The organism is Vibrio palustris, assembly GCF_024346995.1.
Taxonomy (GTDB): Bacteria; Pseudomonadota; Gammaproteobacteria; order Enterobacterales; family Vibrionaceae; genus Vibrio; species Vibrio palustris.
Map to the genome: position 1 here is coordinate 2,403,843 of NZ_AP024887.1, position 16,837 is coordinate 2,420,679.

At 44.0% G+C, this 16,837-nt stretch carries 17 protein-coding genes; 5 read left to right on the forward strand and 12 right to left on the reverse strand.

Going from position 1 to position 16,837, the window contains the following annotated elements; genetic code table 11:
- Positions 1–13 precede the first annotated feature (13 nt).
- Both OCU30_RS11255 and OCU30_RS11260 read right to left on the reverse strand, forming a co-directional pair.
- The gene (locus tag OCU30_RS11255) at positions 14–877 is read right to left on the reverse strand and encodes a copper resistance protein B (protein WP_077314168.1); all 864 of its coding nucleotides are present in this window, start codon (positions 875–877) and stop codon (positions 14–16) included.
- Positions 874–2,706, reverse strand: a complete 1,833-nt coding sequence (locus tag OCU30_RS11260) for a copper resistance system multicopper oxidase (protein WP_077314169.1) — start codon at positions 2,704–2,706, stop codon at positions 874–876. Before OCU30_RS11260 ends, OCU30_RS11255 begins: the two co-directional genes overlap by 4 nt.
- 452 nt (positions 2,707–3,158) lie before the next feature.
- Here OCU30_RS11260 and OCU30_RS11265 point away from each other — a divergent pair.
- A protein-coding gene (locus OCU30_RS11265) for an IS3 family transposase (RefSeq protein ID WP_261821307.1) occupies positions 3,159–4,315 on the forward strand; the annotation gives its coding sequence in 2 pieces (ribosomal slippage) (positions 3,159–3,420 and positions 3,420–4,315; 1,158 coding nt in all).
- A 218-nt stretch (positions 4,316–4,533) separates the two neighbouring features.
- On the opposite strand, the gene groL is transcribed toward OCU30_RS11265, so the two are convergent.
- Together groL and OCU30_RS11275 are read right to left on the reverse strand one after the other, a co-directional pair.
- Positions 4,534–6,180, reverse strand: coding sequence for a chaperonin GroEL (gene groL, locus OCU30_RS11270; protein ID WP_077315127.1), 1,647 nt, complete (start codon positions 6,178–6,180; stop codon positions 4,534–4,536).
- 51 nt (positions 6,181–6,231) lie between these two features.
- Positions 6,232–6,522: a co-chaperone GroES gene (locus tag OCU30_RS11275; RefSeq protein WP_077315128.1), complete on the reverse strand. Its 291-nt coding sequence runs from the start codon at positions 6,520–6,522 to the stop codon at positions 6,232–6,234.
- Between the two features lie 302 nt (positions 6,523–6,824).
- On the opposite strand from OCU30_RS11275, the gene OCU30_RS11280 reads away from it, so the two are divergent.
- Both OCU30_RS11280 and OCU30_RS11285 read left to right on the forward strand, forming a co-directional pair.
- Entirely contained in the window at positions 6,825–7,445 is a 621-nt protein-coding gene (locus tag OCU30_RS11280; protein ID WP_077315129.1) for a helix-turn-helix transcriptional regulator, read from the forward strand.
- A 114-nt stretch (positions 7,446–7,559) separates the two neighbouring features.
- Positions 7,560–7,895 carry a DUF3135 domain-containing protein gene (locus OCU30_RS11285; RefSeq protein ID WP_077315130.1) on the forward strand — a complete coding sequence of 112 codons (336 nt, stop codon included), beginning with the start codon at positions 7,560–7,562 and terminating at the stop codon, positions 7,893–7,895.
- Positions 7,896–7,972: 77 nt separating this feature from the next.
- On the opposite strand, the gene OCU30_RS11290 is transcribed toward OCU30_RS11285, so the two are convergent.
- Both OCU30_RS11290 and OCU30_RS11295 read right to left on the reverse strand, forming a co-directional pair.
- Entirely contained in the window at positions 7,973–8,443 is a 471-nt protein-coding gene (locus OCU30_RS11290) for a DUF805 domain-containing protein (protein WP_077315131.1), read from the reverse strand.
- 10 nt (positions 8,444–8,453) lie between these two features.
- Positions 8,454–8,807, reverse strand: coding sequence for a 5-carboxymethyl-2-hydroxymuconate Delta-isomerase (locus OCU30_RS11295; protein ID WP_077315132.1), 354 nt, complete (start codon positions 8,805–8,807; stop codon positions 8,454–8,456).
- Positions 8,808–9,026: 219 nt separating this feature from the next.
- On the opposite strand from OCU30_RS11295, the gene tpiA reads away from it, so the two are divergent.
- Positions 9,027–9,800, forward strand: coding sequence for a triose-phosphate isomerase (gene tpiA / locus OCU30_RS11300; RefSeq protein ID WP_077315133.1), 774 nt, complete (start codon positions 9,027–9,029; stop codon positions 9,798–9,800).
- Between the two features lie 146 nt (positions 9,801–9,946).
- Positions 9,947–11,305: an MATE family efflux transporter gene (locus OCU30_RS11305; RefSeq protein WP_077315134.1), complete on the forward strand. Its 1,359-nt coding sequence runs from the start codon at positions 9,947–9,949 to the stop codon at positions 11,303–11,305.
- 63 nt (positions 11,306–11,368) lie between these two features.
- Here OCU30_RS11305 and rraA read toward each other — a convergent pair whose 3' ends face one another.
- The 6 genes from rraA to cytR all read right to left on the reverse strand — a co-directional run bounded on the left by rraA (position 11,369) and on the right by cytR (position 16,802).
- Positions 11,369–11,908: a ribonuclease E activity regulator RraA gene (rraA, locus tag OCU30_RS11310; RefSeq protein ID WP_077315135.1), complete on the reverse strand. Its 540-nt coding sequence runs from the start codon at positions 11,906–11,908 to the stop codon at positions 11,369–11,371.
- A 73-nt stretch (positions 11,909–11,981) separates the two neighbouring features.
- A complete protein-coding gene (locus tag OCU30_RS11315) occupies positions 11,982–12,899 on the reverse strand; it encodes a 1,4-dihydroxy-2-naphthoate polyprenyltransferase (RefSeq protein WP_077315136.1) in 918 nt (305 codons plus the stop codon).
- Between the two features lie 105 nt (positions 12,900–13,004).
- Positions 13,005–14,339 (reverse strand): HslU--HslV peptidase ATPase subunit, encoded by a 1,335-nt coding sequence (gene hslU, locus OCU30_RS11320; RefSeq protein WP_077315137.1) that lies wholly within the window; start codon positions 14,337–14,339, stop codon positions 13,005–13,007.
- A 44-nt stretch (positions 14,340–14,383) separates the two neighbouring features.
- Complete coding sequence (gene hslV, locus OCU30_RS11325; protein WP_077315138.1) at positions 14,384–14,947, reverse strand: ATP-dependent protease subunit HslV; 564 nt, start codon at positions 14,945–14,947, stop codon at positions 14,384–14,386.
- 120 nt (positions 14,948–15,067) lie between these two features.
- Positions 15,068–15,625 (reverse strand): SPOR domain-containing protein, encoded by a 558-nt coding sequence (locus OCU30_RS11330; protein WP_077315139.1) that lies wholly within the window; start codon positions 15,623–15,625, stop codon positions 15,068–15,070.
- Positions 15,626–15,755: 130 nt separating this feature from the next.
- Positions 15,756–16,802, reverse strand: coding sequence for a DNA-binding transcriptional regulator CytR (cytR, locus tag OCU30_RS11335; RefSeq protein WP_261821308.1), 1,047 nt, complete (start codon positions 16,800–16,802; stop codon positions 15,756–15,758).
- Positions 16,803–16,837 lie beyond the last annotated feature (35 nt).

Sequence of the window (16,837 nt, forward strand, 5' to 3'; positions counted from 1 at the left end):
TTATTTAAAATGATTAAAACCAAAATTTAATACCCGCAACAAATGCGGTGTTGTTGCTACTTTGTCCTCTTGATGTGGCATAGTCGGCGGTATTGCCAAATTTATTGCTCCATTCAACGCCAATATAGGGCGCAAACTGGCGTGTAAATTCATAACGAACCCTAAAGCCAATCGCGCTGCTTGATAGGCCACTTCCAAGCTCGTTTTGTTTATCTTTTTTGCCATAAAGTGTAATTTCGGCTCGCGGTTGTATAATTAGCTTTTGCGTGAGTAGTAGTTCGTACTCTGCCTCTAACGTAAATGCGGTATTGCCTCGCTCACCTACGTATGCTGTCATATCAAGTTCAAACCAATAAGGGGCTAAACCTTGTAAGCCAAAAGCCAACCATTGCCGATTTTCACCTTCTTTATTGTAATCAAGACGAACACCTGCTTGAGTATCCCAATATGCTGATACGGCGTGACCCCATAAAATATCGGTTTGGTTTTCTTCAATACTTCCTTCGCTGAAATCACCCTCGGTTTTAATTACCAATCGATCAAAGGTAGTGCCGTACCATGCTTGTAAGTCAAATACACCTGCGTTTGCTTGCTCGTTATATTCAAGACGATCGCCTAGTAATGCGTAAAATGGATGCTCATCAGCGAGTGTTAATCGCTCATTGCCCTCAAGCGCATATGGGCCTTCTGTTAAAGTTGTTCCCGCAGAGTAAGCATGGGGGTCTCTTGCATCTTTAGGTGCACTTCCTCCTTGTGGTTGCATCTTAGCGCTATTCATTTGTGCCATTTCACTTTGCGCTAATAAAGGGAAACTAATTAATGAAGCCCCAGTTAACATTAATAAACTAAATGATTTAGATAGTTTTAATTGTTTCATGATACGACTACCTCTCTAAACATGCCGGCATCCATATGGAATAATAAATGGCAATGCCAAGCCCAGCGCCCTACATCGTGAGGGGTGGTTAAAAAGCTGATTCTTTGTGCGGGTTGAACAGGTATTGTATGACGTCGCACTTGCACATCACCTTGCTCGTTTTCTAAATCACTCCACATACCATGCAGATGCATAGGGTGCGTCATCATGGTATCGTTTTGTAAAATAACTCTTAAACGTTGGTTATGCTTCATATGCACTGGCGTGCTTTTACCAAATTCTAAGCCATCAAATGACCAGCTATAACGTTCCATATTTCCGGTTAAATGCAACTCAATTTCAGCTTCTGGCTCTTGCTGGTTAGTGATCCCTTCAAGTGAGTGTAAATCTGCAAGTGTTAAAACACGGCGACCATTTTTACGTAAACCAATACCAGGATCATCAAGATTTGTTCTAGGCATATCAACGCGCATATCAACTGAAGCTCCATACTCCGTTTTGGCATGACGCACTTTAGTGCTGGCAACTGCCAATGGGTTTTCAGACATACCATGTTTGCTATGATCCATCGCCATTGCACCGTGCTCCATAGCGCTATGATCCATTTCTTTAGAGTTCATACCTGACATGCCAGCCATACCTGCCATACCTGCCATTGCAGAATGCTCACCGCCGTGGGTCATATTGCCCATCATATCGGTCATCGTTAACCATTCAACAGGGTCAAGTGCAGGTACTGGCGCATCAATATTAGGCGAGCTTGATAAAGTTCCTTTTGCGTAACCAGAGCGATCCATACTTTGAGCAAAAATCGTATAGGCATCATTTTTAGGCTCAACAATTACGTCGTAGGTCTCACCAGGGCCGAATCTAAATTCATCAACTGTCACTGGTTCAACGTTTTGCCCATCAGCTTGTACAACTGTTAGTTTTAGTTCGGGAATACGAACGTCAAAAAAAGTATTGCTTGAGCCATTAATAAACCTAAGTCTTACTTTTTCTCCAACTTTAAACATTCCTCGCCAATTTGACATTGGCGTACTACCGTTCATTAAAAAGGTCATTGCTGATGCAGATAAGTCAGCTAAATCTGTAGGATTCATTCTCATTTGATTCCACATTTTGCGGCGTTGCAAAGCATTCGAAACACCGCTATTTGAAACGTCATCAAAAAATTCTGGAACAGTGGGCTGATTGAAGTTAAATACATCACTCTGTATTTTTAATTTGCGGAACAGCGCCATTGGGTCATCATCAGTCCAATCAGATAATTGAATAACATGCTCGTTATCTGCACTAATAATATCTTTTTCTCGCGGTTCAATAATTAATGCACCGTACATGCCAGTCATTTCTTGAAAGCCACTATGTGAGTGATACCAATATGTACCGCTTTGTTGTAATTTAAATTTATAAACAAAGGTTTCGCCAGGCATAATGCCTTTAAAACTGATACCAGGTACGCCATCCATTTGATACGGTAAAATAATGCCATGCCAATGAATTGAACTCGGTACTGATAACTTATTTGTTACTCTAATAGTAACGTCATCGCCTTCTTTGAGGCGCAAGGTAGGGGCGGGTATAGAGCCATTGATAGTTGTCGCCATACGTACTACGCCAGTAAAGTTAACCGGCGATTCATCTATAACCAGATCAATTACTTTGCCGCTAAGTTCGGGCACAGTGCCTGTTATTGTTCCTGCTACTAAAGATGATGCAGCATGTAATACACTCGGAAAAGCAGCAAGTACACCTCCTGCAATTAAGCCTTGAACAAATCGTCTTCGTGGTGTGCTAACCTGTTGTGATGACTTTTTAACCCCCATTTCCTTACTCCTTCATACCAGAATATGTATTGAGTGTAGACCTGTCTTGCCCTACGTCAATGTTATCAATGAGTACACCTCCTGCAATTAAGCCTTGAACAAATCGTCTTCGTGGTGTGCTAACCTGTTGTGATGACTTTTTAACCCCCATTTCCTTACTCCTTCATACCAGAATATGTATTGAGTGTAGACCTGTCTTGCCCTGCGTCAATGTTATCAATGAGTACACCTCCTGCAATTAAGCCTTGAACAAATCGTCTTCGTGGTGTGCTAACCTGTTGTGATGACTTTTTAACCCCCATTTCCTTACTCCTTCATACCAGAATATGTATTGAGTGTAGACCTGTCTTGCCCTGCGTCAATGTTATCAATGTGAAGATTACCTATGTAATGGTACGATTATCTTGGAAAGCAATTAAGCCTTATAATCAAATGATTAACTGAGGTTTATGATGCAACGAAAAGAAAGAATTATTATCTCCGATCAGCAAAAACTAGAATACGCAAAAATGATGGTTGAAGATGGCTACTCTAATCAACAGATTCAAGAAATATCTGGGGCATGCTCTTCGGCTGTTGTCCGCTGGAAGCGGCAATACAAAGCTGAAAAGCAAGGTATTACACCGCAAAATCAAAAAGCCTTAACTCCTGAGCAACAACGAATACAAGAGCTTGAAAAACAGCTAGCTAGAGCAAATCGAAACATCGACATATTAAAAAAAGCCAGCGCTTTGTTCATGCGAGACAATTGAAGCAAGAAGCCGTAAGGCAAATGAAGAAAGCGCACTCTCGTTACACTGTCTCCGAAATATGTCACGCTCTTGAAGTGCCATTGAGTAGTTTTTACTACCAAAGAAGCGATAAACAGAGTGACGCGCGATTACGTCATCAAATCCGTGTGATTGCAAGTGAGTCGAATCACACCTATGGCAAGCGGCGCATTAGAGAAGAACTTAAAGAGCAAGGCACTTATGTAAGTTTGTATAGAGTTGCTAAATTAATGAATAAACTCAATATTTATGTCCGTTACCCAAAAAGGAAGCATTACTATCCTGATTTTGGTGATGAAAAGCGATATGCACCGAACTTACTTAACCGGCACTTTAATCCTGAGACATACAATACTCATTGGGTGACAGATGTGACGTATATTCGTTCTCATCAAGGTTGGAGTTATCTCGCATGTGTTATGGATTTAGCCACGAAAGAAGTTGTGGGATATGCGTTATCACGCTCGCCTGATACAAAGTTAACGCTTGCTGCACTCAATCAAGCAATCATAAATAAGAAACCGATGACAGGTGAGTTGATGGTGCATTCAGATCAGGGTTGCCATTTTAGTTCTCATGCTTTTAGAAATCGTTTAAGTGCTTTAAATATAAAACAAAGTATGAGCAGAAGAGGGAATTGTTGGGATAACTCTGTAATGGAGCGATTTTTTAGGACACTTAAGTCGGAGCACTTGAACGTACTGAATTTTATCAATCATCAGTCGGTCATATCAGCAGTACAAAGTTATCTTAATTTTTACAATTACAAGCGAAAGCACAGCGGACTCAACTATATGACTCCACACGAACATTATGCAAAGATGAAAAAAGCGGCTTAAGAACTCTCCAGTATTAGTGGACCATTACATGAGGGGTATACATATTAAATATGAATAAAATCAAACTGAATATTTCAGTGATACCCCTCATTAATACCTTGTTCTTTTTGGAAGTTGTAAAATATTATCGGATGGAATAGGAAGTAAAATCAATAAAAAAGCCCGCAAAACATAGCTTTGCGGGCTTCTTAGGATGCTATAGTATATGAGCTAGATGATTACATCATGCCGCCCATTCCGCCCATGCCACCCATTCCGCCCATATCAGGGGCTGAACCGGCATCATTTTGTGGTAGATCAGTTACCATCGCTTCGGTTGTGATCATCAGAGAAGCGACAGATGCAGCGAACTGAAGTGCACTACGAGTCACTTTGGTTGGATCCAAAATACCCATTGCGATTAAGTCGCCGTACTCACCTGTTGCGGCGTTGTAACCGTAGTTACCTTCGCCCGCTTTCACGTTATTGGCAACCACTGATTCTTCATCGCCTGCGTTGTTAACGATTTGACGAAGTGGTGATTCCATTGCGCGAAGGGCAACGCGGATACCCACGTTTTGTTCTTCGTTGTCACCAGTAAGGCCAGCTAGTTCTGATGCAGCGCGGACAAGTGCGACACCACCACCAGCAACAACGCCTTCTTCAACGGCTGCGCGAGTCGCGTGAAGGGCATCTTCAACACGGTCTTTCTTCTCTTTCATTTCAACTTCAGTTGCTGCGCCAACTTTAATCACGGCAACGCCGCCCGCCAGTTTCGCGACACGCTCTTGAAGTTTTTCTTTGTCGTAGTCAGAGGTTGCTTCTTCGATTTGTTGACGAATTTGCACAACGCGACCTTCGATCATGTCTTGCTCGCCAGAACCATTAATGATGGTGCTGCTTTCTTTGGTGATAGTCACACGCTTCGCTTGACCAAGATCTTCCAAGGCGGTTTTTTCAACTTCTAGACCGATCTCTTCAGAGATAACCGTACCGCCAGTTAGCGTAGCAATATCTTGTAGCATTGCTTTACGACGGTCACCAAAGCCTGGTGCTTTAACCGCTGCAACTTTCACGATGCCGCGCATGTTGTTAACAACCAATGTCGCTAGCGCTTCGCCTTCTACGTCTTCCGCAATGATAAGTAACGGACGAGAAGTCTTCGCTACCGCTTCCAATACAGGAAGAAGTTCACGAATGTTCGATACTTTCTTATCAACCAATAGGATGAATGGGCTTTCTAGATCAACAGAACCCGCTTCTTGGTTATTGATGAAGTAAGGAGATAGGTAACCGCGATCGAACTGCATGCCTTCAACCACATCAAGCTCGTCTTGCAGACCTTGACCTTCTTCTACCGTGATAACACCATCACGACCCACTTTTTCCATCGCTTCTGCAATCAGAGCACCGACTGTAGAGTCAGAGTTTGCAGAAATAGTACCTACCTGTGCAATTGCGCTTGATTCAGTACAATCAACAGACAGTTTTTTCAATTCTTCAACGGCGTGGGTTACGGCTTTTTCGATACCGCGTTTAAGATCCATTGGGTTCATACCCGCAGCAACCGCTTTCAAACCTTCGCTAATAATAGATTGCGCAAGAACTGTTGCTGTTGTAGTACCGTCACCCGCTGCGTCGTTCGCTTGCGAAGCAACTTCTTTAACCATTTGTGCGCCCATGTTCTGGAACTTGTCTTCCAGTTCAATTTCACGCGCAACAGAAACGCCATCTTTAGTAATCGTTGGAGCACCGAAAGATTTATCCAGCACAACATTACGGCCTTTAGGGCCTAGTGTGACTTTTACTGCATCCGCTAGAACATTTACGCCTTCTAGCATTTTAATGCGTGCATCATTACCAAATCTTACGTCTTTAGCAGCCATTTTGTATTTCCTCTTTTAAATTCGTTTTTGTTGGTTCGTTTTTCAGAGCAATTACTCAACGATTGCCAGAATATCGTTTTCTGACAGAATCAAGACATCCTTGCCTTCAATTTTTTCTGACTTAGTGCCATAGCCTTCGCTGAAAATAACCGTATCACCGACTTTTACATCAAGAGGTAATACTGTGCCATTTTCTAGAATACGACCTTTACCGACGGCAACAACTTCACCGCGCGTCGATTTTTCAGCCGCAGAGCCTGTTAGGACAATGCCGCCAGCAGATTTTGATTCAACTTCTTTGCGTTCAACGATAACTCGGTCATGTAATGGACGAATGTTCATCTGTCGTCTCTCCTGATTAAGATTTTCCGTCTTGTAGTTAATAAAACGCTGATCGCTCAGCTTGTGTTTGATATGTGGGGGATAAATTGATTTAACCCAAGGGGGAACCAGAAAAAAAATGTGATTTGATTAACATTTTCATTCGATAACTGTTCACTATGACCTCTGTCTTACTGATCCCTCTTGAAAGCAACCCCAGACTTCCCTTTAACAACCTAAATCGATACTTCATAATGAGCATAAGAATTCTGGATTTTTTGTTCATGAGGTGTGTCAATACTCACCCTCACTAGAGGAGCAACATGAAAACCGTTGACAAAATTTTGCATACGATTAAGCGAGAAGGTGTGGTCACTGCAAAACAACTTGCCGACGATCTCAGCATCACGACAATGGGTGCTCGGCAGCACTTGCAGAGTTTAGAAGAAGAGGGTGTGTTGGCTTTTCATGATGTGAAAGCCAAAGTTGGCCGCCCGACTCGTCATTGGTCGCTCACTCAAATTGGCCATGATAAATTTACCGATAGGCACGGTGAATTAACCATTCAAGTCATTGATGCAGTTGAGCAGTTATTTGGGGCTGAGGGGCTTGCCAAAGTCACCGCTGAGCGCGAAGCCAAAACACTCGAAGCGTATCAAGCTGCGATGCAAGCATGTGATTCAATCGAAAGTAAGTTAGTGACGCTGGTTGAATTACGGGAAAGCGAAGGATATATGGCTGAGTTTGAAGCAACTCCCGAAGGCTATATGTTATATGAAAATCACTGCCCTATCTGCAAAGCCGCTAGAAAATGCCGGAATTTGTGTGATTCTGAACTAACCATTTTCCAAACCTTACTCGGCGAAGATTATGATGTGACACGTACTGAACACATCATTGATGGGCAAAGACGATGTGCGTACAAAATAATTGCACGCCGCTAACTATTTTTTCATTTTTGCGACAATTCAGTTATTCCTCTGCTAATTTGCCGTTTCTCCCTAAACTTAATAGGAAGTGAGGGGCGTTCATCGATAAGTTTGCAAGAGGAAAGTGCCATGAGCAATGAAAGGCCACAACAAGAACTTCCGCCATTTGAAGAGCTGGTAGCCATGGCGGAACAAGATCCAAACGGGTTTAACCATTTTAAACGCTCAATGTGTGATGCTCTCATTGATGCGACTTCCCAACACATGCAGCACCGCTTGCGCGCCCAACAAAGCCATATCGATTTAGTGGTCGGACGGTGTAAAACCCCCACCCAGGCCAATGTGACACTGATGAATGAGCTTTCGACGCAAATGGCGAAATTTCGCCATGCTCTGGATGGAGAAGAAGACACTCAGCCACCAGTCTGCGCCGATATTATACCTTTTCGAAAAATACGCATATAACGTGACCGCACAGGATGTATGACGGTCACTTTATGGGGCGGCAAGAAGGTGATGACAGGCAGATATAATGTAAATGATTAGACTGAACTGTCCTCTTGCTCGGTTGAAGAGTCATGTACGTAAGGCTCTCCATATTGGTTACGAAGCGGATTGCCTTTGCGTAATCCACACTCGATAAAGATCGCTAATCCACATAATAAGCTAAAAAAAGAAAACAACTGAACCACGGTTGATGGCCCGGCAACAATCCCGCCTTCACCGACCATTTGCCCTGGCATCATCAAACGACTAATGATTAAAGGTATGCTCAGCAATAACCACTTATTACTTTTATTACGATCGTGCCAGCGCTTTGCAGTAACCGCTAAATCAGGGACCAACAACACTAGCAACACCACCGGTAATACATACGCGGATAAGGTAGGTATAAACGGGGAAACAAACGTTAAACTACAGATAATTACGCCATAATAAACGGCATTCCACGACCAAAAGAGCTGCCTTGGTATGCGACCTTCAAACGATGAAATTAACCATTTTACTGTCATAACTCGCCCTCTAGGTTGATTGGATGACTTTAATAAATGTTTCTCTATCCATATCACGCATATTAAGACTAAGGCTGCGTACATTGCTGGCTTCTTGTTGCAACACGGCCATTAACTGCTCCCCTAAGGTGCGCTTTTGTTCTTGCGTTCTCCCGAATAACATTTCGACCGTGAGGTGAATGAAGTCTTGCGAGTCTTGCTCCTCGCCAATCAACCAATCATGGCAGCCAATCGCCCGAGATTTCACATCGCTTTTAGCAAATAAGCCACAATCCAGAGCTAACTGGTGTAAGTCTTCTAACAGCTTTTGCACATTGACTCGCTCATCCACTGAATCCGAGTATTCCATAATTAAATTCGGCATGCTTCACATCCATATTTTTTACCGTGGTATGATCAACTATAGTCAATCGCGCCCTAAAAAGCCGAGAGATTGATTACGCTTATCTATTCTTTTTTCTATCAGACACCGGCGCTTACCAATAAACCGAGAAAGACATGACTCTCATCATGATCTGACGAATTTTATCTGGTATATTCAGAGCCAGTATTTTTTTAATTAATGAAAAGCGGAGATATTCCTATGCGTCGTCCTGTAGTGATGGGTAACTGGAAACTAAACGGTAGCAAAGCAATGGTTACTGAACTTCTTAATGGACTAAACACTGCGACTGCAGATATCGATGGTGTTGATGTCGTTGTCGCTCCACCTGCTCTTTACATTGACCAAGCAGAACGCCTGATCAAAGAAAACGCGAGCAAGCTTATTCTAGGTGCACAAAACACTGACGTGAATAACAGCGGTGCTTTCACTGGTGATATGTCACCTGAAATGCTGAAAGATTTCGGTGCGACTCATATCATTATCGGTCACTCAGAGCGTCGTGAATACCACGAAGAATCTGACGAGTTCGTCGCGAAGAAATTTGCTTTTCTAAAAGAAAACGGTCTAATTCCGGTACTGTGTATTGGTGAATCTGATGCTCAAAACGAAGCGGGCGAAACAGAATCTGTTGTTTCTCGTCAAATCGATGCCGTAATTAATCACTGTGGTATTGAAGCATTCAACGGTGCCATCATTGCATACGAACCAATCTGGGCAATCGGTACTGGTAAAGCGGCAACAGCCGACGATGCACAACGTATCCACGCATTCATCCGTAGCCACGTTGCTAAACATGATGCCGCTGTTGCTGAACAGCTTATCATCCAATACGGTGGTTCTGTTAAGCCTGAAAACGCGCAATCTTACTTCCAAAACCCTGATATTGATGGTGCTTTGGTTGGCGGTGCGTCACTAAAAGCAGACAGCTTCGCAGCTATCGCAGCGGCAGCAGCAGAAGCGAAAAAAGCGTAATTCGTCTCTCAATACACACACGTTGTATTCTAAAAAGCGAGCTTATTGGCTCGCTTTTTTTATTGTAAAAACCAAAAGACTTACCTAGAGCCTAGCGGGATAATCAAGTATCCTGTGCTCCTTTGTTCCTTCAGATTGCCTCTTCTATGTTAGATAAACACGGACTCCTTTCTGCTCCTATCGGCGTCGTACTGCGCAAGATGGCCATTCCAACCACACTTGGCATGCTAGCAGTATTGATGTTCAATCTGGTGGACACTTTTTTCATTTCTTTATTAGGGACTGCGCCACTCGCAGCAGTGAGCTTTACCTTTCCGATTACCTTTGCACTGAACTGCATTGGTATGGGCTTAGGGGTTGGCGTGTCAACGCATGTGGGTCGTTTACTCGGTAAAGGCCAGCATCGCCAAGCAGCATTATTTACCACCCACGGCATCTTATTGGCAGCGGGACTGATTACCCTAGCCTCTACGTTCGGATGGTTGACCATTGATCGGCTCTTTTCCTTGATAGGCGCAAATAGCACGCTGCTACCTCTCATCAATCAGTATATGTCGATATGGTATGTGGCGATTCCGCTACTCGTTATCCCGATGGTCGGAAGTAGCGCGATTCGCTCCAGTGGTGATACCAAAACTCCAGCGGTCATCATGGTTGGCTCTGGGGTGATTAATGGTGCGCTCGATCCTTTATTGATTTTCGGCTATGGTCCTTTTCCGCAACTTGGTATTCAAGGCGCAGCCATTGCAAGTGGTTTTTCTTGGGTTTTCGCCTGCTCTGGAATTGTATTTGTATTAATTCGTCGTAAACAACTGCTCTGCCGACCATGTTGCGCCCAAATAATAAGGCACTGGCGCTGCATTTTAAAAATTGGCACCCCGGCTGGATTTTCAACCGCCATGACACCTTTATTTGGTGCGATTCTCATGAGCTTACTCTCACAGCATGGCAATGCTGCTGTCGCCGCTTATGGCGCCGCTCAGCGGATTGAATCACTCCTTATTTTAGTCACCATGTCGCTAACCTCAGCGTTAACACCGTTTATGTCGCAAAACTTAGGCGCCCACAACCCCCAGCGCAGTTTTTCTGGACTCTTTCTCAGTATGCGCTTTAGTGTGGTGTTTCAGTGTGGGCTCTTTGCTATCATGCTGCCACTCAATTCCGCTCTAGCGACACTCTTTTCTCATGATCATCAGGTGCAGCATTATTTAAGTCAGTACCTGTTACTGGTTCCGATCAGCTATGGCTTTCAAGGGGTGGTGATGATGTTAATATCCGCACTCAACGCGCTTCATCAACCGAAAAGCTCACTGGCATGGAGCGTACTTCGCTTATTCGCGTTAGCCTTACCGTGTGCATGGTTGGGATCGTATCTATATGGTGCCGAAGGATTATTTGCAGGTATTGCGATGGGGAATATCTTAGGTGGAATCTTGGGGTATTGCTATACGTTGCAGCTTAAACGTCACCACATAAGCAGCTCGGTTTCCGACTCCTCTGAATAGATTATAAACATAAAAAAAGCCGCATTTAATGCGACTTTCCTTTTGGGATGATGAGTCACGCAGTTAAGCCGTTTCTAACTCATCCAATACGCTATCGTCGTCTTCAGGCTCGTCGACAGTCTCAAGATCTAGTGGTTCTTGAGACAAGATGATACCGGTATTATCTGCGTATAAGTAATCTTCCGGCAGGAAAGTGACTCCGCCAAAGTTCACAGCCACATCGACTTCACCGGTTGCAATGCCCGCCGCGCCAACAGGAATTGAAGCCATAGCTTGAATGCCAACGCCAATGTCTTCTAGCTCATCGACTTCACGCACGCTACCGTACACAACAATGCCTTCCCACTCGTTTTCTTCGGCTAGTGCAGCTAACTCAGCATCAATCAATGCTCGGCGCAAAGAGCCACCGCCATCAATCAATAACACACGTCCGACACCATCTTGTTCTAATGTGGCACGAATTAGCCCGTTATCTTCAAAACATTTAACTGTAGTGATTTGTCCGGCAAAGGATGCACTGCCGCCAAAATTACTGAAAAGCGGTTCCACGACATCTACTTGATCGAGATAAACATCACATAGTGCAGAGGTGTTGTATTCCATAGCTGAGTTCTCTTAGTGAAAGCCTAGTACGAGTATATCGAGTCATTAGGTCATTGCAATGACTCGATGCAAATTAACTTGTCAGAGTTTGTACAATAACGACTGTTACAAACAATAGGTTAGTAATTACCGAGCATTTCACTATCACAGGCAACATTGGCGCAATGTCGGCAGGTTGGCGTGTAAACCATAGCTCGCGGCTGTGTTTAATTACCGAAATTAAGCTTAATAAAAATGGGACACTAATCCACACTGGTTTACCTTGCATAAGCAAGTAGCCACTAAACGCTACGACCGCTCCGGCGAGCAAAAGATAATGATAGCGTTTCGCCATCTCTTGACCTAGGCGAACGGCCATTGTGCGTTTACCGCACTGTTCATCGTTTTCAATGTCACGCATGTTGTTTACGTTTAATACCGCAACCGCCAAAAAACCACAACCGAGTGAAGGTAACACCAAAGACATATCAATAGTGCCGGTGTGTAAAAAATACGTCCCCGACACTCCCAAAAAACCAAAGAAGGTGAAGACTGATAAATCCCCTAACCCTACGTAACCATATGGTTTATTACCGACGGTGTAAGCGATGGCGGCCGCCATCGCCAACAATCCTAAACCAATAAATATCAAAATATTTTGTAAGCTGTCGAGTGCAAATAACAGTAAACCGAGCCCCATTATCACGGTCAGCGCTATATTCAAATAAATAGCCTGCTTCATATCTTGGAGGCTCACCGCACCTGATTGCAGTGCTCGCATCGGACCTAACCGTTTTTCATTATCCGTCCCTTGCACTGCGTCGCCATAATCATTGGCAAGATTAGATAGGATTTGTAGCAAGGTCGCCGTCAGCAACGCCAGTAACGCAATAGGTAATGAAAAATGCCCAGCCGAAAAGGCTAACGCACTACCGGTTAAGATAGATACAAACGCTAAAGGTAAAGTTTTGGGGCGTGCTGCATCAAACCAAATACGCAGAGAATTATTCATAATGACACTCAGTGGATGACCATAGCGCCAGTATATGCACAACCCTACCCATAAAAAAGCCTGCCGATATGGCAGGCTTTCAATGCTTTGTTTTTGATCAATTTATTAAAGAATAAAACGACTTAAATCTTCATCTTCAATCAATTCACCTAGGCGAGATGTGACGTATTCACCGTCAATTTCAAAATGCTCACCTGTTTTTTCCGTCGCAGAATAAGAGATCTCATCCATTAAACGTTCCATCACTGTGTGTAGACGGCGTGCACCAATGTTTTCGGTTGTCTCATTGACCTGCCATGCGGCTTCCGCAATTTTCTTGATACCATCTTCAGTAAACGTAACCTGAACATCTTCAGTTTTCATCAAAGCAATATATTGCTCAGTGAGAGAGGCTTTTGGCTCGGTCAAAATACGACGAAAATCATGGCTTGATAGCGCATCGAGTTCAACGCGGATCGGTAGACGACCTTGTAGTTCAGGAATCAAATCTGATGGCTTTGATACTTGGAATGCCCCAGATGTAATAAATAGAATATGATCCGTGTGCACCATGCCATGCTTAGTGTTAACGCTGCTCCCTTCAATCAACGGCAGCAAGTCACGTTGTACACCTTCGCGAGAGACATCAGGGCCAGAACCTTGACCACTCTTACAAATTTTATCGACTTCATCGATGAAGACAATGCCGTGGTTTTCCACATTGAAAATCGCTTGTTCTTTCAGATCTTCCGTATTCACCAGCTTAGCGGCTTCTTCTTCGGTTAAGGCTTTAAACGCCTCTTTGATCGTCATTTTGCGTTTTTTCGTAGTGTCATTACCCATGTTCTGGAACAGACCTTGTAGCTGGTTGGTCATTTCTTCCATACCGGGTGGTGCCATGATCTCAACACCTGCTTGTGGTGCGGCCACATCAATCTCGATTTCTTTATCGTCTAATTGGCCTTCGCGTAATTTCTTACGAAATGACTGACGTGCTGAAGATTCTTTTGGCTCTTGCTCTTCGGTTTTCCCCCAACCATCACGTGCTGGTGGGATCAACACATCAAGAATGCGATCTTCTGCTAACTCTTCAGCTCGAAACTTCATTTTTTCCATTTCTTGCTCACGAGTCATCTTAACCGCTACTTCCGTAAGATCACGTATGATGGTATCAACTTCTTTACCCACATAGCCCACTTCGGTGAATTTCGTCGCTTCCACCTTGATGAAGGGTGCATTCGCCAATTTTGCTAAGCGGCGAGCAATTTCGGTTTTACCGACGCCTGTCGGACCAATCATCAAAATGTTTTTTGGGCTCACTTCTGAACGCAAGCTTTCATCAAGCTGCATGCGGCGCCAGCGGTTGCGTAGTGCTAAAGCCACAGAACGTTTTGCTGTGTCTTGGCCAATAATATGACGGTTTAGTTCGTCAACAATTTCACGAGGTGTCATTTCAGACATATACATAATCCTTTTATTCAGTGACAAATCACTATCTTGATTGATTACCCGTTCGGTAACGCCGCCACAGGTTGACCATCTTCGGTATATTCGAGTTCTTCGATCGTATGATTATGGTTAGTGAAGACACAAATATCACCGGCAATATTTAATGATTTCTCACAGATAGTGCGTGCATCTAATTCGGTGTTTTCCAACAAGGCAATTGCCGCAGACTGAGCAAAGTTACCGCCAGATCCAATCGCAATCAAATCGTTCTCTGGCTGCAGTACATCACCATTACCTGTAATAATAAGTGATGCCGTTTCATCAGCCACAGCCAAAATCGCTTCTAGACGTCGCAGCGCGCGATCACTACGCCATTCTTTCGCCATTTCTACTGCCGCTTTCGTCAAGTGACCTTGATGCATCTGCAGTTTGCTTTCAAACCGCTCAAACAGAGTAAACGCATCTGCTGTACCACCAGCAAAACCAGCCAGTACTTTGTTATTGTATAGACGACGAATTTTCTTCGCGTTGCCCTTCATCACGGTATTACCCAGTGATACTTGTCCGTCACCAGCGATGACAACTTTATTATTACGGCGTACAGAAACGATGGTAGTCACGTCAGAGCCTCTTATCTTTTTTCACTATGGAGTTAGAACCTATATAGGGTTCATGATGCAAGAATTCAAGGGGAGAAAAAACAATGCCACGTCAAGAGTCTATGACGTGGCATTGTTAGATTACTGTTGGTTATCTTTGAGGATAATGCAGGGTTCGATTTTAGCGCGTTGCAGCTTGTGACGATCACTCTCTGCTTCACGTTTAAATTTATAAGGCCCAAGTACGATTCTAAACCAGCTACTGCCTTCACGTTTACGAATCAGGCTGCTCAAGCCTTGAAAGGCAATTTTTGCTTTGCGCTGCTGAGCTTGCTGCATAGTTTTAAATGCGCCACATTGCATCACATAAGGAATCTTAGACACTTTAAGCTCTTTCGGCACCACTTCAATCTCTCGACTTGGAAGAGAGTCCACGTAGTGCCACTTCTCCGTCGGCGGAGGAGGTAAAGTGCTTTCTTTATCTTTAACGACTTTTTGCGTTACAGGTTTAGGTACTGAAGTCTGCTTAGGTGGCGCTTTAGGCTCAGGATCTGAATTTAACACAGATAAACCATACCCAAAGGCACACACCGCTATCACAGCAATTAAACCACTGCGCCACGGCTTACGCTTTGGCGCCGTTTTTTTGGTCGGCTTACTTTGACTACGACCACGTCTTACATAATCTTTATTAGCCACAGGAATTCTAGAGTTAACAATTTATGTCACATGGTAATGCAGTTTTCTGGGATAGAACAGTATTGAAATACAAACTGTCCCAGAAAACATCATTAAACGACGAAATTAAACGACGAAAGCGCAATCGGCGTCACTGTACTGAACGCGGCGGTGCCGTGCTTTCTCGCACGACTAAAGAAGCGTCCAGTAAACGTGAACCTGCTTGAACATCGTGGCCACGTAATACATCTAGCATCATCAGCATGGCTTGGCGCCCAATTTCATAGCGCGGCTGAGAAATTGTCGTTAATGGTGGATCGCAATATTGTGCGAACTGAATATCGTCAAAGCCAACCACCGATAAATCTTGTGGTACGCGCAAGCCAAGGCGTTTCGCTTTTTGAATTGCGCCAATCGCCATGGTGTCGTTATGACAAAAAATAGCCGTGGGGGCTTGGGGCAGCGCCAATAATTGCGTCACAATGTGCGCGCCAGCTTCAAACGAAAAATCACCTGACATACAATAATCTTCATTCATGGTTAATCCTGCGCGGCGTAATGCCTGCTGGTAACCTTGATGACGGAACGAGCATAGCGCCGCACTTTTGGGCCCTGCAATTTCAGCAATGCGCTTATGTCCCATCTGAGTCAAATAGTTCACAGCCTCAAACGCAGACGTTAAGTTATCAATATGAACGGTTGGCAATTCAAGTTCGGGGGCAAACTCACACGCCATGACCATCGGCGGTAAATTTTTCTGCTCAGGTTTACTCACATCAAACGGCAGATCAGTACCAAGCAGTAACATGCCGTCCGCTTGTTTGGTAAAGACTAAATTGACGAATGAATGCTCTCGTTTCTTTTGCTGACCACTGTCGCCAAGTAACACAAGGTAACCATGCTCCATCGCGGCATCTTCAATACCACGAATAATTTCAGAGAAGTATGGATCGCAAATGTCAGGTACGATCGTCACGATCGTTTTTGATTCATTTCGGCGTAAGTTTCTCGCTAAAGAATTTGGAGAATAACCCGCTTCTAAAACCGCTTCTTCCACACGTTTACGCGTCGAAGAAGACACTTTTTCCGGGTTCATCAACGCACGAGAAACGGTGGCAGTTGATACGCCGGCAAGCTGGGCAACATCCTTCATTGTCGCCATACAAAAAACCCTCTTCTTAAAATCTGGATAGTGAATTCACTCTTTTTCATTGTTTATCATCCAATAAGACT